This is a genomic window from Arthrobacter sp. TmtSoilC79 (assembly GCF_059739405.1).
Genome location: NZ_AP046051.1, coordinates 86,747 through 104,433, shown reverse-complemented (window position 1 = coordinate 104,433; position 17,687 = coordinate 86,747). Strand labels below are relative to the sequence as shown.

The window sequence follows — 17,687 nt, the reverse complement described above, 5'->3', positions numbered from 1 at the left end:
AGTTTAGTGCGAACCCAGCACCATCCACCGATCCGTACGTGCGCGCAGCCCCAAAGTCACCCCGCGGGCCAGCATGTAGCCCAGCGCAAACGCCGCCCACAGCCACAGGAGCCCCGCCTCGCCGTCGGGCCTTAGTTGGTGGACTGCCACCAACAGCGGCACATAGACGGCAAGATTTACGACGCCGGCAATCGCCAGGTAGCGCGCGTCGCCGGCGCCGATGAGGACTCCGTCGAGGACGAAAACGTAGCCGGCCAGGGGCTGTCCCACCGCGAGGACCCAGAGGGCAACGGTGAGGGCTGAGCGTACGCCGGCGTCGGGGGTGAAGAGGTAGCCGGCCCACGGCGCCGCGATGGCCAGCAGCACCCCGGTGATCACCCCGAATCCCAAGCCCCAGCGGATCATGGTGTGCGTCAGTTCCCGGACCCGGCCGGCGTTCCGGGCGCCAAGTTCCTTGCCGATCAACGCCTGCGCGGCAATGGCCAAGGCATCAAGGGCGAAGGCGAGGAACGAGAAAATCGTCATGGCCAACTGGTGGGCCGCGAGGTTCACGGCACCTTGGGCTGTGACCACCAGGACGGTGGCGAGGATGGCGAGGCGGAGGCTGAGGGTGCGGAGCATGAGCCACGAACCCACCTTGGTCATGGCGCGGATGCCATGCCAGTCGGGTCGCAAGGACACGCCGTGTTGCCGGGCGTTGCGGCTGACCATCACCAGATAGACGGCGGCCATGGCCCATTGGGCGATGCTGGTACCGATCGCGGAACCCGTCACGGACATGTTCAGGCCGTAGACGAAGAACAGGTTGAGGGCGATGTTAACGGCGAAGCCCGCAGTTGCTACGACAAGCGGCGTCCTGGTGTCCTGGAGTCCGCGAAGAACACCCGTGCCGGCAAAAATGAGGAGCATCGCGGCCAGGCCAGGCATGGACCAGCGCAGATAATCGACGGCGAATTGCTGCACGTCTCCTGTCGCTCCCATGAAGCCCACCAGGGGCTCGGCGGTCACAAACCCGGCCACGGCGAGCGCGAGCCCGAGCAGCAGCGCCAGCCACACGCCGTCGCGCCCTGCTGCCAAAGCCTTGCCCAGCTTGCCGTCGCCGATCGCGCGGGCCACTGCCGGCGTCGTCGAGTACGCCAGGAAGACCATCAGCCCCACGGCGGTGTGCAGAATGGTGGACGCGAGGCCTACTCCGGCCAGTTGGTCGACGCCCAGATGCCCGACGATTGCCGAGTCGGCCAGCAGGAACAGGGGCTCGGCTATGAGTGCGCCGAACGCGGGGACGGCCAGGCGGAGGATCTCGCGGGCGTTGGAGCGGGTGGGGGCGGTTGTGGTTTGAGGCACTAAACCAGACTAGTCCGCCGCGGGCCGGGTACATTTGGGCCGTGTCACATGAGCATCCCGTCACCGTTTCCGTAGCCCGCACCATCCTCCCGGGCTATACCCGCCAAGCCAACGCGTGGGCCCACGCCGGCCAGGAACTCGCCCGCGAATGGCCCGGATATTTGGGGTCGGGGTGGGTTCGCAATGGGGTGGATTCCACCGAATGGCACATGCTTTATCGGTTCTCAGACGCCGAGTCGCTGCAGGAGTGGGAGGACTCCGAGGAACGGCGTTGGTGGATTGACAGCGCCAGGGACATGATGGAAACCACCCGGGTGGAGCGTCACACGGGGATTGAGGGCTGGTTCTCGCAGCCTGGCGACGTCTCGGTGGTGGTGCCCGAAACGGTGGTGCCGCCGCGTTGGAAGCAGGCCATCAGCATCTTCCTGCCGTTCTTCCCGCTGAGCTTGCTGGCCAACTTCCTGCTTCATCCGTTGACGCAGGACTGGCCGCTGGTGTTCGCGGTGCTCCTGAACATCGTTATCCTCACGCCGCTGATGACGTACATCTTCCTGCCGATCACCACCCGGCTGCTGCAGCCGTGGCTCCAAGCGAAACCCCGCCGCAGCCGCTAGCTGGGAGTTTGGTCATAAAAAGCCACGATTAGTTGACACTTCAACTGATCTCCGGGAGGGTTGAAGGATGAACAAGTCCAGCTTGACCACCACAGCCCTGACCATCCTGCGCGTTATTGCAGGATTTCTCTTCGCCGCGCACGGTTGGCAGAAGTTCAACGAATTCACCATCGCTGGCACCCAGGCCTCCTTCGCGCAGATGGGTGTCCCCGGAGCCTCGACAGTAGCCCCCATCGTTGCCACCTTGGAGCTGGTGGGTGGCATTGCGCTGATCATCGGGTTCCTGACCCGCGTGTTCGCAACGCTCCTGGCCGTCAATATGCTCGGCGCCCTCTTCCTGGTGCACGCACCGGCAGGCGTCTTCGTCGGCAATGGCGGGTACGAGCTGGTGCTGCTCTTCGCCGGCGCAGCCCTGGCCCTGGCACTGGCAGGTGCAGGCAAAATCTCCGCCGACGCAGCACTGTTCGGTCGCTCCGGATCAAAGCTCCGCGTTCTCGCGTAGCCAGTTCCCCGCCAGCCCCCACCGATCCTCTCTCACATAAACGTCCCTTAACGCCAACGCTCTCTCCCTTGCTTCAAGAAAGGGAGAGAGCGTCGGTGCTTAAGGCAGGGGATGTGAGAGACGGTCTAGCCCTTGACGCCCGTCAGCTCGTTCGGCACGTGCTCCAGCTGAGCCGATTTCGCTACCTTTCCGGCACTCAAGTCCACCGCGTGGATGGTTCGCGTCGCAGGCTCGGTGACGTACGCCGTCGAGCCTTGAACGAACAGCGTGGGCCGCGGGTCCTGCCATGTGGTCGATTCCTCCCATGCCCCAACCACCGGAATGGTGGAAGTGATGGTGCCGGTCAGCGGATCGATGACACGCAATCCACCATCCGTGCCGAGTACCAGCGCTTCACCAGCAGGCCCGCGGCCCAATGAGCGGAAGGAGTAGCTGGTGCCAATATCCACCAACTGGAGACTGGCCGTCTCGGTGTTGACCAGTGAGATCCGGGTGGGCCGCTCCAGCTCTGCAGCCTTATCCACCTTGTAGTCGCCCAGGATCACTGGCGATTTTTCGGAGCCTGCCTGATTTCCCATCCGACCATAAGCATCCGGGCTCGCTACCTTGGTAATGGCACCATCCTTGTAGATGAGCATTCCGTTTTCGCAGCCAACCACCACGGCTTCGTTCGCCGCTACGGCCTCACCATGAACGCCGGGGCAGTCCTCGTTACGCAGCACTTCCTTTCGGTCCTGGCCCTTGCCTGCGGAAAGGACTGCGATACCGGAACGGCCTTCCTCATTGCCAAGGGTTACCAGGAGCCCGCCATCCTCAAGCTCCACGGCCACTCCGTGATGGGCCTCCGGAGTGGTGTAAACGTCGGTAGAGGGTAATTTTCCATCCTCCACGGCAGCTGCCAACGCGGAAGTTTCAAAGCTCTCCACCTTGCCGGAACCATCATTGAACAGCACCGCCTTGCCCCCGTGCAGCACTACGTGCCCGGCCTTGTCTGCCCCGAATGCCAGGTCAGTCAGCCGGGGATCAGTCACGTAATGATGGCTGTGATCGCCGTGCGGCTCGGTCCAGGCGCCGGCGTCGAAAAGTCGGAAGGAGTCCCCCGTGGATACGAAGACGTGGCGCCCGTCGCCAGCGGGGTTCAAGCGGTTGAACCCGGAAATTTCAGCACTTCCCACCGGCTTGAGCGAGGCTGCGTCCAGAACCGAGATGCCGGCGTCGTGCGTATAAACGAGCCGCGGAGTCGGCGCTCCGGCCTCCTTTGCACTTGGGGATGACGTTGGCGGGGGCGCTTGGTCAACCGGGTTGCCGGCTGAGCCACCAGGGGCGGCGCACGCCGTCAGCAAGAGAGCAGAGAGCCCGACGGCGGCAATCGGCTGGGCGCGCAGCCGGCGTTTCCGCGGGGTCAGGACAAGGGGCGAGGGGGTGAGGTGATGAGACATGCTTAAATGATATTCATTCTCATCTAAGGCGCAAATATGGCTGCCAGATGGTTGTCATACTGCACGCCGCCGGCACCCACGCCTCCCCCGGACGGTTTCAGTGATAGAAATGGCCAGATGACCACGATCCTCACCGGTGTTGGTGCCAGTACCGGGACCACCCACGGCCCTGCCCGCCTCATCCACGGCCCCGACGAATTCAGCCGCTTGCAACCCGGCGACGTCCTGGTCTGCCGCACCACAGACCCCGCGTGGACGCCCCTCTTCGGAATGGCCTCCGCCGTAGTGACGCAAACCGGCGGAATGCTCTCCCACGCCGCAATCGTGGCCCGCGAGTACGGAATTCCTGCCGTCCTGGGCGTCCGCGATGCATTGGACCTGCTGACGGACGGAAGCCCCCTGCACGTGGACGGCACGCAGGGAACCATCACCGTCACGGACAGCAAATGACGCTTCTCACCCTGCATTCCGTACGCCTTCTTGGATTCGCAGACACTGACGCGGTGGCAGAACGCTTCGCCCGGGATCGCGCCATGGTGGAGTCGGAACTCATCGACGCCGGTGTGAACGGCTTCGTGTCATACAGCACCTTTGCGGGGAGCAGCGGGTGGTCGCTGTCGAGCCGGGGCAGGGCCGAGAATGAGCGGCTCCTTGCCGATGAACTGGACAAAGCCGGCGCCCGCGATACCGTGCTGGCCGTCCACGACGCATTCGGCGGGTTGAACAAGTCAGTTGTGGAGGCTTGCAGCGCCGTCCAGCTGCAGGCAGCAGCCAAGGATCACGCTACGGACGTCCTGAGCGAGGCCCTGACCGCGTGGCATCCCTCCGAAGCGAAACTCACCGGTGCGCTGCCCCGATTCGAAGGCTACGCCGAGCGGTTGATGCAAGCACTAAAGCACGCTCCCCATGACACCGCGTGGCTCACGGCCACGGACCGTGACTCCTTCCACCGCGTCTGGTTCGAGCTCCACGAGGACCTCATCGCCAGCCTCGGAATTCAACGCAGCTGACGCCTACGGGCCAACACGTCTTAGTCACGTAACAGAAACCTGCCGACAGTAAGATTCCAACCATGAGCGATGACGCCGCCAATTCAGTGACCCTCCGCTTCCTGGCGGCCCCCATGGACATCGGACACAGCGGGTCCGTCGACGCCGGCACGGTCCTTGAGTGGGTGGACAAGGCAGCTTACGCAGCAGCAGTGGGCTGGTCAAAGTCGTACTGCGTCACCGCCTACGTGGGCAACATCCACTTCACGGATCCGGTCAACAGCGGCGACATGGTTGAGGTGACCTCCACCATCGTCTACACCGGCCGGTCCTCCATGCATATCCACACCGTGGTCAGCTCGCGTGATCCCAAAGGCGGTCCGGAGACGATGCACAGCCAATGCATGGTCATCTTCGTGGCCGTGGGCCCGGACGGCAAACCAATTCCTGTCCCCCAGTTTGAGCCGTCAACGCCGGACGAGATTGAGCAGCGCGACCACGCCTTGGCGCGCATCGAGGTCCGCGAGCAGATCGTCAACGCGATGAATGCCCAGGAATATACCGACGCCGGGACCGCCGAAAGGGTCACGCTGCGGTTCATGGCGTCCCCCACTGACGTGAACTGGGGCGGCAAGGTCCACGGTGGCATCGTCATGAAGTGGATCGATGAGGCCGCGTATGTGTGCGCCTCCCGGTACTGCGGAAAGGACACCGTGGCCGTCTTCTCCGGCGGCGTCCGGTTCTACCGGCCCTTGCTGATCGGCCACGTAGTAGAGGTAGAGGCCCGCCTCGTCTACACCGGCGCCAAGGGCATGCACATCGCAGTCCACGTCCGTTCCGGAGATCCGAAAACCCGTGAAATGAACCTGACCACCTACTGCCTCACGGTGATGGTGGCCCGCGATGACACCGGCACTGCTGTACCTATTCCCGAATGGGTTCCGGTATCGGACGAGGACAAGAAGCTGCACGCGCACGCCCGCGAACTCCTGGAAATCCGGGGGCGGGCGCCCGGAAACCGGCTGCCGGACCACTTGTTGAAGGCAGCTGGCAGCTGATGGACGTCGTTTTTGTGGTGGCCGTCTTCGTGGCGGTGTTTGCCGTTGCCATCGGCAGCATAGTTTGGACCAACGTGCAGCAGGGCAGGCGGGCGAAGGTGAAACCGCCGGCGCACAGGGGGGCGTACCAATCCCAGCGCGGACGGGTATACAAGCATGGCTCCACCAGCCACAACGCGACTCCGGGCAGCGGCACGTAGGGCGGACTACCCCACCAAGTTCTCCGCCGCACCGTCCATGTGGGCGATGATCGTTTCCCTAGCCTTGGCCGCGTTTCCGGTCTCAATGGCTGCAACAATGTCGTGGTGACGCCCGACGCTCATGTTCCGGGTGGCGCGTTCCAGCCCGGCGAACATGATGGACATGCGGATGGAACCCTCCAGCGATTCCCACGAGTGCAGGAGCGTTTCGTTGCCGGACAGCCGGCACAGGGTGCGATGGAACTCGAGGTCGGATTCGATCCGTTCCTCCAGGGAAGATGCAGCAGCCTTCTCCATCGCATCGACGGCGGCACGCAGCTCTGCGAGCACGGCCTCCTTGTCGGGCATATCGCTCAACGTCCGTGCCGCGAGGGACTCCAATACTCCACGGACGGCGAAGATATCGCGGATTTCCTTGACGTCCAGGTGCCGCACTGACATGCGGCCGCGTGCTCCGGCGGAGATCAGACCTTCCTGTTCCAGCTGGCGCAGGGCTTCCCGGAGCGTGCCGCGGCTGATTTGGAGCATCTCGGACAGCTCGGTTTCCACCAGGTGCCGTCCGGGTTCCAGCTCACCACTGGTGATCGCGGTCCGCAGTGCTGCGAGCGCCTGTTCTCGCAGGCTCTTCTTTTCAAGTCCCAGCAGGGATGCGGTGACGGCCATGGTGGGTCCTCGGTTCTATGGGCAACTGCTGACAGTCGGGTGTTAACTGTCGATACTACGTGCAGATGCGCGGGACAGGCAGTAAGTCCTGTCCCGCGCATGCGGCGCACCTCAGCCGAGCTCTGCGAGCACCTTCGCGACGATCCTGTCCACGGACAGTCCGTAGCGCTCATGCAGGGTGGGCAGCGCACCGGCGTCGAGGAACTGGTCCGGAAGCGCAATGGGAACCACGCGCTTGCCCAGGCCGGAGGTTACGACGGCGGAGGCAACAGTTTCGAACAGGCCGCCAACAACGGTGTGGTTTTCCAGCGTGACGGCGAGGCGGTCGGTGTTCAGCTCGGCCAGGACAGTGGCGGAGTCGAAGGGCTTGATGGTGGGCGTGTGAACCACGGCAACATCGACGTTGTGCTTGGCCAGGGCATCCGCCGCCTGCAGGGCACGCATGGTCATCAAACCCGAGGAAACGAACACAACATCATTGCCGCCGCGCAGGACCTTGGCCTTGCCGAGCTCGAACGTGTAGTCGTACTCATCCAGGACCGTGGGCACATTGCCGCGCAGCAAGCGCAGGTACGTGGGCCCCTCGGAGGCCGCCAGCTGGGGAACGGCCTGCTCGATGTCCACCGAGTCACAGGGGTCCACGATGGTCAGGTTGGGCATTCCGCGGAAGATGGCCATGTCCTCGGTGGCCTGGTGGCTCGGTCCGTACCCGGTGGTCAGGCCGGGCAGGCCGCCGATGATGTTGACGTTGAGGTTCGGCTCAGCGATGTCCAGGCAAAGGAAGTCGTAAGCGCGCCGTGCCGCGAACACCGAATAGGTGGAAGCGAACGGGATCAGGCCGGTCTCGGCCATGCCGGCGGCGGCACCGAACAGGAGCTGCTCAGCCATGCCCATTTGGAAGAAGCGTTCAGGGAAGGCCTTGGCGAAGATATGCATGTCCGTGTACTTGCCCAGGTCCGCGGTCAGGCCCACAATCCGCGGATCAGCCTCTGCGGCTTTGACCAAGGCATGGCCGAACGGTGCTGACGTGGTCTTCTGCCCGGGGTCCGCGAAGGACGCGATCATGGCGGAAGTCTTCAGCTTGGGCTTCACGGTGGCGGTGGTGTCGGGGGCTTCAGTGGTGGCGCTCATCGGGCGGCCGTCCCTTCGTATCCTGCGGTCAGCTGTTCGCGGCAGATCTGCCACTCGTGCTCTTCGATGCGCATGAAGTGCGCCTTTTCGCGGGTCTCCAGCAGCGGCACGCCGCGTCCCACCTTGGTATCGCAGAGGATCACCGAGGGCCGCCCGACCGGAGCCGCGACGGCGGCGATGTTGTCGAACGCGGCCAGCAGCGCACCGACGTCGTTCCCGTCCACACGCTGGGTGTACCACCCGAACGATTCCCACTTTTCGGTAACGGGTTCGGTGCGGAGCACGGTGTCAGTGGCGCCATCGGCCTGGAGTGCGTTGATGTCCACCATGGCGGTCAGGTTTCCGAGTTGGTGGTGGTGCGCACCCATGGCCGCTTCCCAGGTGGAACCTTCGTCCAGTTCGCCGTCGGAGAGGAAGTTGATCACACGGGATCCCGAGCTCTGGAGCCGCAAGCCAAGCGCCATTCCGACGGCGACCGTCAGCCCGTGACCCAGCGAACCGCCGGAGATTTCCATGCCCGGGGTGTAGGTGGACATCCCGGACATCGGCAGGCGGGAGTCGTCGGATCCGTAGGTTTCGAGCTCGGCTACGGGAACGATTCCGGCTTCGGCCAGCGCGGCGTAGTGCCCGATTGCGTAGTGCCCGGTGGAAAGCAGGAACCTGTCGCGGCCCTCCCAGTGCGGGTCTTCGGCGCGGTACGTCAGCTGGTCAGCGTAGACCGCGGCGAGCATGTCGGCTGCACCCAGCGCCTGGCCAACATACCCCTGGCCTTGGACCTCGCCCATGTTCAGGGCGTGGTGCCGGATGCGGTAGGCGGCGGCGCGGATACGGTCCACGCGCTCGGGTTCTGGGTTTGCTGCAGCCGTAGCCGCTTCGACTGATGAGAGAGTCATTGGGTTTCCTTCCGGAGCCGGGCGCGTACCGATGGGGAGAACGCGCCCGACGTCGATTGGTGCTTTAGGCGTTTACCGTCTGGGGAGTTTTGCTGGCGGCTTCTTCGGCGAGTGCACGCTCACGCTTGCCCCAGGTTTCCCGGGTGATCAGCGCTGCCCACAGGCCGATTGCTGCGTAGACGCTGAAGAGCAGTGCCGGGCCCATCCAGCCCATGCTGACGAACAGCAGCGTGGTGATGAAAGGCGTGAAGCCGGAGACCATGGCGGAGATCTGGTAGGACAGCGAGGCGCCGGAGGAGCGGGTCTTGGCCTGGAACAGTTCGGGGAACCAGGCACCCTGCGCGCCGGCAAGGGAGTTCTGGCACACGGCGTAGGCGATCACGATCGTGGCGATGATCAGGAAGAACAGGCCGGTGTTGACCAGCATGAACATCGGGATACCGAACAATACTGCGAAGGCCGTGGACCAGATGTAGACGGGCCGGCGACCAACGCGGTCCGTGAGCTTGCCCCAGAAGTAGGTGGCGAAGATTCCGATGCCGGCGGCGATGCAGAGGGCCACAAGCGTCTCGGTCTTGTCCGCCAGCTTGTTGGTGTGGAGGTAGGAGATCATGTAGGTCACGGAGACGGCGTAGCCGGCCGTTTCAGCAATGCGCAGCCCGATGCCGCGGACGATGTTGCGCCAGTCGGTCTTGATGACCTCCACAATGGGGGACTTTACGATGTCGCCCTTGCTCTTGACGTCCTCGAATACCGGGGACTCCGGAACCTTGGAACGGATGATCAGTCCAACAGCCACCAGGATGATGCTGGCGAGGAACGGGACACGCCACGCCCACTCGCTGCCGAGTCCAACGCTGCTGAGGAAGACCAGGTTTGCGAGCAGCAGGCCAACCGGGAAGCCGGCCTGCACGATTCCCGTGAACTGGCCCTTCTTCCGCCATGGTGCGTGCTCGTAGCTCATGAGGATGGCACCGCCCCATTCGGCTCCGAAGGCCAGGCCCTGAATGACGCGGACCAGTACCAGCAGGGCGGGAGCCAGGAGGCCCACTTGCTGGTAGGTAGGCAACAGGCCGATCGCGAAGGTGGCCAGGCCCATAAGAATAAGGGAGGCCACCAGGACCGGCTTGCGGCCGAGCTTATCGCCGAGGTGCCCACCGATGATGCCGCCAAGGGGACGGGCAGCGAAGCCGACGCCGAGGGTCGCGAAGGAGGCCAGTGTGCCTGTCACCGGGTCGGCGCCCGGGAAGAATGCCGTACCGAAGTACAGTGCAGCGGCGGTGCCGAAACCGATGAAGTCGTAGGTTTCGATGACTGCGCCAACGCCGGAACCGACGGCGACGCGCTTTGCTTCCTTGGTTCCATGAACCGGACCACGCATGGTCAGAGCTTCATTGCTCATGTGTGTCTTTCCCTTTCAAGAGTGTGGTGCTTCTTCGGCAACCCCACTGTCGACAGTCAACATAATACGACAACTGTGACCGACGACACCAGCAATGTCAACAGTCAACTTAGAAGGTTGACTGTTGACAGTTGACGGAAGTAACGTGGTGTCCATCACTAAGGTCCCTCTCTGGGGAGGGCCCAAATTTGAGGATCAACGACGATGTTTCATCAACGACTGGGCTGCTCGTCCATCAGCTTCCGCCACCAGGATCTGGCAAGTGCCCTGCACACGATGCGCAGCCTCGGCTTCGAAGAAATCGACCTCGGCGCACTTCCGGGCGTTTGCGACCATGTGCCGTACGTACTGGACGCTGCGGCAGTCGAGGCCGTTGCCGCCGTCGTCAACAGCTCAGGACTGCGCGTCCGTTCGGTGAACGGCGATATCGGGGACCTCAATGAAACGCTCGACGCCGGTGCCCGGGAAGCGCGCGAACGGCACCTCGGGATGCTGCTCGCTCTGGCTGCCAAGACCGGCGCGAAAGCGCTTGTACTGCCCTGCGGGGCAATCGACCACGATCCCGTGCGCAGTCTGGAAGAAGACATCGACCTCGTGGCGGAGCAGCTGATCCATGCCTCTTCCCGTGCAGCAGAGTTCGGCGTCGAGCTCTGGACCGAATCCCTGCACTACTACCGGCTGTGTTGGAACACGGAACGGGCCCAACTGCTGGCCGACCGCCTGGCCGGTTCCGGCATCGGAATCGTCATGGACTTCAGCCACATCGTCGCTTCAGGCGGCGACCCCGTGGACTTCGTGGACCGCTTCGCCCCACTGGTGAAGCACGTCCACCTCCGGGACGCAGTTCCGGCCACGGAAACCGAACCCGGAAACATCAACCTCAGCATCGGCAACGGCAACGCAGACTTCGCTGCAGGCCTGGCAGCACTGGGGAACGTCGGCTACACAGGCTACTTCTCCCTGGAACTCGAAACCCGGGACGTCACCCACGACGAACGCCCGGCGGCCGCCGCCAAGGCAGCCAGCTTCATCACAGACCTCATCTAAACCCGCCACCTCATATTCAAGGAGCACCATGACCACCATCCAGCGCACCGCCGTCCTCACCGGAGCTACCTCCGATCGCGGCATTGGCCTCACCACCGCCCGCCGCTACGCCAACCAGGGCTGGGGCATCGTCATCCTGGACCTGGACGGCGAGAAGTCTGCCAAGGTTGCCGCCGAGATTGCCAACGAGTTCAACGTTCCGGCGTTCGGCTACGAGATCGACGTTGCCAATGAAGCCTCCGTCATTGCAGCCCAAGCCGCCGTCGCCGCTGAAGTTGCCGCAGGAAACCTCCCTCCCGTTGGAGCGCTGGCCAACATCGCCGGCATCACGTCCCCCGTCCCGTTCCTGGAAACCACGCTCGAACTGTGGCACAAGGTCATGGACGTCAACGCCACCGGAACCTACCTCGTCACCAAGGCCTTCCTGCCGGACATGATCGCCAACGGTTGGGGCCGCATTGTGAACATGTCCTCGGTCTCGGCCCAGCGCGGCGGCGGCGTTTTCGGCAAGGTGCCCTACTCCGCTGCGAAGGCCGCCATCCTGGGCTTCACCAAGGCACTGGCCCGCGAAATCGGCGAGACCGGTGTGACCGTAAACGCCATCACCCCCGGGGCCGTGGACACCAACATCCGCGTGGGCAGCACCGAGGAGCAGGAAGCCGCCATCAACGCCGGCATCCCGCTGGGCCGCAACGCCACCACCGAGGAAGTAGCAGCAGTCATCACTTTCCTCTCCTCCGAAGACTCGGCTTACCTGACCGGCACCACCATCGACATCAACGGCGGCAGCCACATCCACTGACTCTCGTCGCCCGCACCAGCACCAGGAGCCCCAATGACCAGAATCTTCAACGATCCAGCTGATTTTGCGGACGAGGCCTTGGCCGGCTTCTGCGATGCCCACTCGGACCTCGTCCGCCAGGTGGAGGGCGGCGCCGTACGCCAGCACCGCCCGTCAGCCCCCAAGGTCGCCGTTATCACCGGCGGCGGATCCGGACACTACCCGGCCTTCGCCGGCATCATCGGCCCGGGCTTCGCTGACGGCGCCGTGGTGGGCAACATCTTCACCTCCCCGTCAGCGCAGCAGGCTTACTCAGTGGCCAAAGCGGCCAACTCCGGAGCCGGTGTGGTGTTCACCTACGGGAACTATGCCGGTGACGTGATGAATTTCGGCATGGCGGGCGAACGCCTGAACGCCGAGGGGATCCCGACGGAAAACGTGCTGGTGACTGATGACATCGCCAGCGCATCCCCCGCAGAGTCGGAGAAGCGTCGCGGTATTGCCGGTGACTTCGTGGTCTTCAAAGTCATGGGTGCAGCGGCCGAAGCCGGGCTGGACCTTGAGTCTGTGGTTCGTTTGGGTCGAAAGGCCAACAGCCTCACCAAGACCATCGGCACAGCCTTCAGCGGCTGCACCTTCCCCGGTGCCGAGCAGCCCCTGTTCCGCCTTCCCGAGGGGCAGATGGGCCTGGGACTTGGCATCCACGGCGAACCTGGACTGTTCGATACCGAGCTGCCATCCGCCGTCGAACTCGGCCGGGAACTGGTGCGGCGCGTGCTGGCTGAAGCGCCCCCGGATGGTTCGCGCCGCCTGGCTGTGATCCTCAATGGCCTGGGTTCCACCAAGCACGAGGAACTTTTTGTCCTCTGGCGCACCGTGGCTCCGCTGCTTCGCGAAGCCGGTTACACCTTGGTGATGCCGGAGGTTGGCGAGCTGGTGACCAGCCTGGACATGGCCGGTGCCTCGCTGACGCTGACGTGGCTGGATGAGGAACTCGAGCAGTACTGGACCGCTCCGGCGCTGACACCGGCCTACCGCAGGGGTGCCCTGGGGTTCGAGGTTCCTTCCGCAGTTGCTGCAGACGCCGAGCTGGATGCTGCGACCACCGCCGACTACTCCTCAACAGAGGAGTCGCGCTCATACGCCGGGCACTGCTTGCGTGCCTTGGACACTACTGCAGCCCTGTTGCGCATCTCCGAAGCGATGTTGGGCGACATGGACGCAATAGCAGGCGACGGCGACCACGGCCGCGGGATGGTCCGTGGCTCGGCCGCAGCCCTGGACGCAGCGGCAGTTGCTTCTGGGCGCGGTGCCGGAGCCGGCTCGCTGCTGGCCGCTGCCGGAGACGCGTGGGCCGACAAAGCCGGAGGAACGTCAGGCGTGCTGTGGGGCGCGGGATTGCGCGCCTTTGGTGAGCGGTTGGGAGATGCGGAAATCCCGACGCCGGAGGTCCTCGCCCAGGCTGTCCGGGCCTTCGCCGACCGCATCGCAAGCCTCGGAAAGGCGGAGCTTGGCGACAAGACCATGATGGACGCTTTGCTGCCCTTTGCCTCCTCCCTTGAGGAGCGAATCAGCGCCGGCACCCACCCGGAGCAAGCCTGGTCCGCCGCCGCGGCCGACGCCACCCGGGCCGCTGCGTCCACTGCGGAACTTCGCCCCTTGAAGGGCCGTGCCCGGCCGCTGGCGGAGAAGAGCCTCGGTACCCCGGATCCCGGGGCGACATCGCTCGCCATGGTGTTTGCCGCCGTCGGGCCTCACTTCACTGCCGTTCCCGTTGCAGCCCCCGTTGCAGCAACCACCTAGGAGAACTTATGCGCATCATTGTGGGCGCCGACGAAGCCGGCGTTGACTACAAAGACAGGATTCTGGCCGACCTTGAGGCTGACTCCCGGATCACTGAAGTGATCGATATCGGAGTAAACCGGGCCGATGAGGACTTCACCAGGCCCTATCCCTACGTTGGCATCGCGGCCGGTGAAATGATCCGCGACGGCAAGGCCGACCGGGCCATCCTGTTCTGCGGCACGGGAATCGGGGTTGCAATTGCTGCCAACAAGGTTCCCGGTATCAGGGCCACAGCCGCACACGATTCCTTCTCCGTTGAGCGCTCCATCTTGTCCAATGACTGCCAGGTCCTCACCATGGGCCAGCGGGTTGTGGGCGTGGAGTTGGCCCGCCGCTTGGCCAGGGAGTGGATCGGCTACGTCTTCGACCCTTCGTCCGGGTCAGCTGCGAAAGTGAAGGTCCTCAGCGACTTCGAGGGCTGCTGAAAACCTCTTGGGCATGGAAAAGGCCGCGCGGGCGGTAAGAAACCCTCCTGCGCGGCCCTCGAGGCGTAAAACCTACTTGATCAGCGCGGCTGCCTGATCCATAAGGGCACCGGCCGCTTCCGGCCCGCCGTCCACACCCTCGCTGGCGGACGCCGTGGCGGAGATCAGGACACCATCTTTGACCGCATGGGCAATGTAGATTGCACCCACCCTTCCGTCAGGAAGGGCCATGACGGTCTTGTAACCCGCTGTTCCGGGTACTTTGCCCATGCCTTCAACCTTCTCGGTAGAGGTAGTGAGCGTCTGCCCTTCAGCGGAGTACGAGACCTTTTTGCACTCCTCCGCCTGGGATTTGCTCTTCTCCAAGTCGTCACGGAGGCGGGCGGCATCGACGCCGGAGGTCATTGAGACACTGCTGATGAAACCGTTGGCCTTGGTGCGGGTGGTGCCGGCCACCGCGGAACCGTCGATGGTGCGCGGCGCCCCGAGCAGGAATGGATCCTTGCAGGCGGCGGGTTCAATGGTGGCTCCCGCGAATCCCTTGACCACCGAGTCATACTGCGCCAGCAGCTCGTCGCCGGAGAGGACGGCGGGGGTGGTGCCATCGGCCAGCTTGACCTGCCCGGCCAATCCGATGAGCTCTTCCTTGGTGTACTGCTTCACGGGCGTCGGCGCCGGAGCAGCAGCCTCACTTGCCGGGGCGGACGTTGATCCTTGTGGGGCCGCCGTCCCACCACCACAGGCCGTGAGAGCCACAATTACCAGTGCCGATGCCCCGAATCCGAGCAACGAATTTTTCTTCATGTGTTTCCCCAATAATTCTTAGTGATGCGCCCGCAGACACGGACCCCACTTAGACTACTGGTCCTGCTTGGCTGCCCTGGACTGCGCCGCTTGGGGGCTAGAAACCGCCGCCACCAGCGCCTGAGTCGCCCGCCATATTGGCAAAACGCGAGTAGTGGCCCTGGAACGCAACCACAATGTCCTTTGTGGGACCGTTACGGTGCTTGGCGATGAGGATGTCTGCCTCGCCGGCGCGCGGCGATTCCTTGTCATAGACATCCTCACGGTGCAGCAGGATAACCATGTCGGCGTCCTGCTCGATCGAGCCGGATTCACGGAGGTCGGACACCATGGGGCGCTTGTCCTGACGCTGCTCGGAACCACGGTTCAGCTGCGAGAGGGCGATGACGGGAACCTGGAGCTCCTTGGCGAGCAACTTAAGCGCACGCGAGAACTCGGAAACTTCCTGCTGGCGGGATTCCACCTTTTTGCCGGAGCTCATGAGCTGGAGGTAGTCCAGGATGACCAGTTTGAGGTCGTGCTGCTGCTTCAGGCGGCGGCATTTTGCCCGGATCTCCATGAGGGACATGTTGGGGCTGTCGTCAATGAACAATGGAGCATCGTTCATGCGGCCCATGGTGGTGGCGATCTTGGACCATTGCTCGTCCTTGATGGTGCCCTTGCGGAGGTCCTGCAGGCCAATCGTGGCTTCCGCAGAGAGAAGGCGCATGGCGATCTCGTTCCGGCCCATTTCCAAGGAGAACATGACTGTAGCCAGGTTGTTCTTGATGGCGGCGGAACGGGCGAAGTCCAGCGCGAACGTGGACTTACCCACGGCGGGACGTGCTGCAATAACGATCATCTGGCCGGGGTGGAGTCCGTGCGTCAGTTCATCCAACTCGTAGAAGCCGGTAGGGACGCCGGTCATGCCTTCGCCGCGGTGGCCGGAGGCTTCGATCTCGTCCACGGTGGATTCCATGACGTCCTTCAACGCCACGTAGTCCTCGGCGGTACGCTTTTCCGCCACCGCGTAGACCTCGGCCTGGGCCTGGTTGACCAGGTCCTCCACTTCGCCGTCCTGGCCGTAACCCATCTGGACGATTTTGGTGCCGGCATTAACGAGGCGGCGGAGGACTGCGCGCTCGGCAACGATCTCGGCGTAGTACCCGGCGTTGGCTGCCGTGGGCACGGTCTGAATGAGCTCGTGAAGGTAGGCAGGACCACCGATCCTGTTGATTTCCCCGCGCTTGGTCAGTTCATCCGAGACGGTGACGGCGTCGGCAGGTTCACCACGACCATAGAGGTCGATGATGGACTCATAGATGGTCTCGTGCGCCGGACGGTAAAAGTCGTGGCCGCGGACAATTTCGACCACATCCGCGATTGCGTCCTTGGACAGCATCATGCCGCCGAGCACCGATTGCTCGGCAGGAATGTCCTGGGGAGGTTTCCGGCTCGAGTCCGAAGCGCGTGTGCCCTCGATTGAGTCCAGGTGCGTAACTGACAAAGCCGTCCTCCATTTGTGTACCGCTGCAGAGATCTACTCCCTGGCGGCCCGTAAAGCGCAGTGTGTGGCTACGAGGTCCGCCTGGTGTCTCTGACGATGCCAGACAGGGCGGACAAAATAGCGTATCCACAAGTTATCCACAGCTGATATCTCCCACCTGCCGCCAGAAGTGGCTATTTCAGGGTCCGGGGAAACTCAACAGGGGATATCCAGGTCCAAAATGGACACTCCAGACACGTTACAGCAGGTGCCTGACACCCCCTGTGGAAAACCTGTGGAATACAAGCCCCACGTTGTGCACAGACTGTGCGTTACCCTGTGGATAGAGAAATTCTTTTGCAGGAAAACAGCCTCTGACCTGCGAAAACGTACTTCACAAGCTGTGGACTGAAGAAAGATTCGCCGCGGATTAATCCACAGACCCCGCGTCCAACCACGCATGGAAGGGCGCAGAAAACACACCAAACATGCCTCAAATGTGATGCATCTTACAAAATAGCTTGAATTTGACACGACTCTCTCGGAAGCTTATGCCGTTCATGGAATGTGCTGTGGATAACCAACTTCTGGCATAAGCTCTAGGCATGGGGATGAACTTTGGTGATGTGTTGACGATTGCCCTTCCGCTTCTAGTCCTCGTCGGCCTGCTGTGGGCGCTCACGGCGGCCTTCAAACCGCGCGATACCGGCGTCTCTGACGCCGAGAGGTATCAGCGGGAACTGGCGGCCCGCTCGGCTGCGCACCAAGCGTCCCAAGTCCAGGAAGCACTGGCTTTGCGGGCCCGCATCGAGGCCACCACCAAGCCAAGCCAGAACGAGGCCAGCCACCGGGAACAGGCGGAGAACGCCCGGACCGCCATCCAAGCCCAGGCCGGGAGGTCAGCATCGGCGGGGCAGGCCGGACACCAGCCCGCAGTCCTTCCCAATGGCCAACTGAACCCACAGCTTGCTTTCGAGCTCCAAAACCTGGTTCGCAGCGGGAAAAAGATCGAGGCCATCAAGGTTCTGCGCCAAGCCACCCACTCAGACCTGCTTACCGCCAAGAACTACGTAGATCGGCTCTGA

The 17,687-nt window shown here is 63.4% G+C and carries 19 protein-coding genes; 11 read left to right on the top strand and 8 right to left on the bottom strand.

The window, feature by feature from the left end; all coding sequences use genetic code 11:
* Positions 1 to 3 precede the first annotated feature (3 nt).
* Positions 4 to 1,344: an MATE family efflux transporter gene (locus AC6JA3_RS00500; RefSeq protein WP_497919812.1), complete on the bottom strand. Its 1,341-nt coding sequence runs from the start codon at positions 1,342 to 1,344 to the stop codon at positions 4 to 6.
* Between the two features lie 41 nt (positions 1,345 to 1,385).
* On the opposite strand from AC6JA3_RS00500, the gene AC6JA3_RS00495 reads away from it, so the two are divergent.
* Positions 1,386 to 1,958, top strand: a complete 573-nt coding sequence (locus AC6JA3_RS00495) for an antibiotic biosynthesis monooxygenase (RefSeq protein ID WP_026541094.1) — start codon at positions 1,386 to 1,388, stop codon at positions 1,956 to 1,958.
* A gap of 67 nt (positions 1,959 to 2,025) precedes the next feature.
* Positions 2,026 to 2,460, top strand: a complete 435-nt coding sequence (locus AC6JA3_RS00490) for a DoxX family protein (RefSeq protein WP_026541093.1) — start codon at positions 2,026 to 2,028, stop codon at positions 2,458 to 2,460.
* Positions 2,461 to 2,585: 125 nt separating this feature from the next.
* Here AC6JA3_RS00490 and aztD read toward each other — a convergent pair whose 3' ends face one another.
* Positions 2,586 to 3,899 carry a zinc metallochaperone AztD gene (aztD, locus tag AC6JA3_RS00485; RefSeq protein ID WP_497919811.1) on the bottom strand — a complete coding sequence of 438 codons (1,314 nt, stop codon included), beginning with the start codon at positions 3,897 to 3,899 and terminating at the stop codon, positions 2,586 to 2,588.
* Between the two features lie 117 nt (positions 3,900 to 4,016).
* Here aztD and AC6JA3_RS00480 point away from each other — a divergent pair, with 117 nt between their 5' ends.
* The 4 genes from AC6JA3_RS00480 (at position 4,017) to AC6JA3_RS00465 (ending at position 6,146) form a co-directional block, all read left to right on the top strand.
* Positions 4,017 to 4,349 (top strand): PEP-utilizing enzyme, encoded by a 333-nt coding sequence (locus AC6JA3_RS00480; RefSeq protein WP_026541091.1) that lies wholly within the window; start codon positions 4,017 to 4,019, stop codon positions 4,347 to 4,349.
* The gene (locus tag AC6JA3_RS00475; RefSeq protein ID WP_497919810.1) at positions 4,346 to 4,909 is read left to right on the top strand and encodes a hypothetical protein; all 564 of its coding nucleotides are present in this window, start codon (positions 4,346 to 4,348) and stop codon (positions 4,907 to 4,909) included. The genes AC6JA3_RS00480 and AC6JA3_RS00475 overlap by 4 nt, the downstream gene beginning before the upstream one ends.
* Positions 4,910 to 4,971: 62 nt before the next feature.
* Positions 4,972 to 5,946: an acyl-CoA thioesterase gene (locus AC6JA3_RS00470; protein ID WP_026541089.1), complete on the top strand. Its 975-nt coding sequence runs from the start codon at positions 4,972 to 4,974 to the stop codon at positions 5,944 to 5,946.
* Positions 5,946 to 6,146, top strand: a complete 201-nt coding sequence (locus AC6JA3_RS00465; protein ID WP_497919809.1) for a hypothetical protein — start codon at positions 5,946 to 5,948, stop codon at positions 6,144 to 6,146. The genes AC6JA3_RS00470 and AC6JA3_RS00465 overlap by 1 nt, the downstream gene beginning before the upstream one ends.
* A gap of 6 nt (positions 6,147 to 6,152) precedes the next feature.
* Here AC6JA3_RS00465 and AC6JA3_RS00460 read toward each other — a convergent pair whose 3' ends face one another.
* The 4 genes from AC6JA3_RS00460 to AC6JA3_RS00445 all read right to left on the bottom strand — a co-directional run bounded on the left by AC6JA3_RS00460 (position 6,153) and on the right by AC6JA3_RS00445 (position 10,235).
* Positions 6,153 to 6,809 carry a GntR family transcriptional regulator gene (locus tag AC6JA3_RS00460; RefSeq protein ID WP_497919808.1) on the bottom strand — a complete coding sequence of 219 codons (657 nt, stop codon included), beginning with the start codon at positions 6,807 to 6,809 and terminating at the stop codon, positions 6,153 to 6,155.
* Positions 6,810 to 6,920: 111 nt separating this feature from the next.
* Positions 6,921 to 7,940: a transketolase family protein gene (locus AC6JA3_RS00455; protein ID WP_026547750.1), complete on the bottom strand. Its 1,020-nt coding sequence runs from the start codon at positions 7,938 to 7,940 to the stop codon at positions 6,921 to 6,923.
* On the bottom strand, positions 7,937 to 8,833 hold the full coding sequence (locus AC6JA3_RS00450) for a transketolase (protein ID WP_026541085.1): 897 nt from the start codon (positions 8,831 to 8,833) through the stop codon (positions 7,937 to 7,939). Before AC6JA3_RS00450 ends, AC6JA3_RS00455 begins: the two co-directional genes overlap by 4 nt.
* Before the next feature lie 64 nt (positions 8,834 to 8,897).
* Positions 8,898 to 10,235 carry an MFS transporter gene (locus AC6JA3_RS00445; protein WP_026541084.1) on the bottom strand — a complete coding sequence of 446 codons (1,338 nt, stop codon included), beginning with the start codon at positions 10,233 to 10,235 and terminating at the stop codon, positions 8,898 to 8,900.
* A gap of 204 nt (positions 10,236 to 10,439) precedes the next feature.
* Between AC6JA3_RS00445 and AC6JA3_RS00440 the strand changes: the two genes are divergently transcribed.
* Genes AC6JA3_RS00440 through AC6JA3_RS00425 form a run of 4 tightly spaced genes read left to right on the top strand, consistent with a single transcriptional unit; the run spans position 10,440 to position 14,333 of the window.
* Positions 10,440 to 11,282 carry a sugar phosphate isomerase/epimerase family protein gene (locus AC6JA3_RS00440; RefSeq protein WP_497919807.1) on the top strand — a complete coding sequence of 281 codons (843 nt, stop codon included), beginning with the start codon at positions 10,440 to 10,442 and terminating at the stop codon, positions 11,280 to 11,282.
* A gap of 28 nt (positions 11,283 to 11,310) precedes the next feature.
* The gene (locus AC6JA3_RS00435; protein WP_026547753.1) at positions 11,311 to 12,084 is read left to right on the top strand and encodes an SDR family NAD(P)-dependent oxidoreductase; all 774 of its coding nucleotides are present in this window, start codon (positions 11,311 to 11,313) and stop codon (positions 12,082 to 12,084) included.
* 33 nt (positions 12,085 to 12,117) lie between these two features.
* Positions 12,118 to 13,866, top strand: a complete 1,749-nt coding sequence (locus AC6JA3_RS00430) for a dihydroxyacetone kinase family protein (RefSeq protein ID WP_497919806.1) — start codon at positions 12,118 to 12,120, stop codon at positions 13,864 to 13,866.
* 8 nt (positions 13,867 to 13,874) lie between these two features.
* Positions 13,875 to 14,333 (top strand): ribose-5-phosphate isomerase, encoded by a 459-nt coding sequence (locus AC6JA3_RS00425; protein WP_026541080.1) that lies wholly within the window; start codon positions 13,875 to 13,877, stop codon positions 14,331 to 14,333.
* A 72-nt stretch (positions 14,334 to 14,405) separates the two neighbouring features.
* On the opposite strand, the gene AC6JA3_RS00420 is transcribed toward AC6JA3_RS00425, so the two are convergent.
* Together AC6JA3_RS00420 and dnaB are read right to left on the bottom strand one after the other, a co-directional pair.
* Entirely contained in the window at positions 14,406 to 15,137 is a 732-nt protein-coding gene (locus tag AC6JA3_RS00420) for a hypothetical protein (protein ID WP_497919805.1), read from the bottom strand.
* 97 nt (positions 15,138 to 15,234) lie between these two features.
* Entirely contained in the window at positions 15,235 to 16,623 is a 1,389-nt protein-coding gene (gene dnaB, locus AC6JA3_RS00415; protein ID WP_026541078.1) for a replicative DNA helicase, read from the bottom strand.
* Positions 16,624 to 17,213: 590 nt separating this feature from the next.
* Between dnaB and AC6JA3_RS00410 the strand changes: the two genes are divergently transcribed.
* The gene (locus tag AC6JA3_RS00410; RefSeq protein WP_026541077.1) at positions 17,214 to 17,687 is read left to right on the top strand and encodes a hypothetical protein; all 474 of its coding nucleotides are present in this window, start codon (positions 17,214 to 17,216) and stop codon (positions 17,685 to 17,687) included.

Bases quoted from the DNA above. Each gene is read 5' to 3' on its own strand.
- AC6JA3_RS00465 (WP_497919809.1), top strand. From the start codon at position 5,946: ATGGACGTCGTTTTTGTGGTGGCCGTCTTCGTGGCGGTGTTTGCCGTT.
- AC6JA3_RS00475 (WP_497919810.1), top strand. From the start codon at position 4,346: ATGACGCTTCTCACCCTGCATTCCGTACGCCTTCTTGGATTCGCAGAC.
- AC6JA3_RS00470 (WP_026541089.1), top strand. From the start codon at position 4,972: ATGAGCGATGACGCCGCCAATTCAGTGACCCTCCGCTTCCTGGCGGCC.
- AC6JA3_RS00445 (WP_026541084.1), bottom strand. From the start codon at position 10,235: ATGAGCAATGAAGCTCTGACCATGCGTGGTCCGGTTCATGGAACCAAG.
- AC6JA3_RS00460 (WP_497919808.1), bottom strand. From the start codon at position 6,809: ATGGCCGTCACCGCATCCCTGCTGGGACTTGAAAAGAAGAGCCTGCGA.
- AC6JA3_RS00430 (WP_497919806.1), top strand. From the start codon at position 12,118: ATGACCAGAATCTTCAACGATCCAGCTGATTTTGCGGACGAGGCCTTG.
- AC6JA3_RS00490 (WP_026541093.1), top strand. From the start codon at position 2,026: ATGAACAAGTCCAGCTTGACCACCACAGCCCTGACCATCCTGCGCGTT.
- AC6JA3_RS00440 (WP_497919807.1), top strand. From the start codon at position 10,440: ATGTTTCATCAACGACTGGGCTGCTCGTCCATCAGCTTCCGCCACCAG.
- aztD (WP_497919811.1), bottom strand. From the start codon at position 3,899: ATGTCTCATCACCTCACCCCCTCGCCCCTTGTCCTGACCCCGCGGAAA.
- AC6JA3_RS00425 (WP_026541080.1), top strand. From the start codon at position 13,875: ATGCGCATCATTGTGGGCGCCGACGAAGCCGGCGTTGACTACAAAGAC.
- AC6JA3_RS00410 (WP_026541077.1), top strand. From the start codon at position 17,214: ATGAACTTTGGTGATGTGTTGACGATTGCCCTTCCGCTTCTAGTCCTC.
- AC6JA3_RS00420 (WP_497919805.1), bottom strand. From the start codon at position 15,137: ATGAAGAAAAATTCGTTGCTCGGATTCGGGGCATCGGCACTGGTAATT.
- AC6JA3_RS00450 (WP_026541085.1), bottom strand. From the start codon at position 8,833: ATGACTCTCTCATCAGTCGAAGCGGCTACGGCTGCAGCAAACCCAGAA.
- AC6JA3_RS00455 (WP_026547750.1), bottom strand. From the start codon at position 7,940: ATGAGCGCCACCACTGAAGCCCCCGACACCACCGCCACCGTGAAGCCC.
- AC6JA3_RS00480 (WP_026541091.1), top strand. From the start codon at position 4,017: ATGACCACGATCCTCACCGGTGTTGGTGCCAGTACCGGGACCACCCAC.
- AC6JA3_RS00435 (WP_026547753.1), top strand. From the start codon at position 11,311: ATGACCACCATCCAGCGCACCGCCGTCCTCACCGGAGCTACCTCCGAT.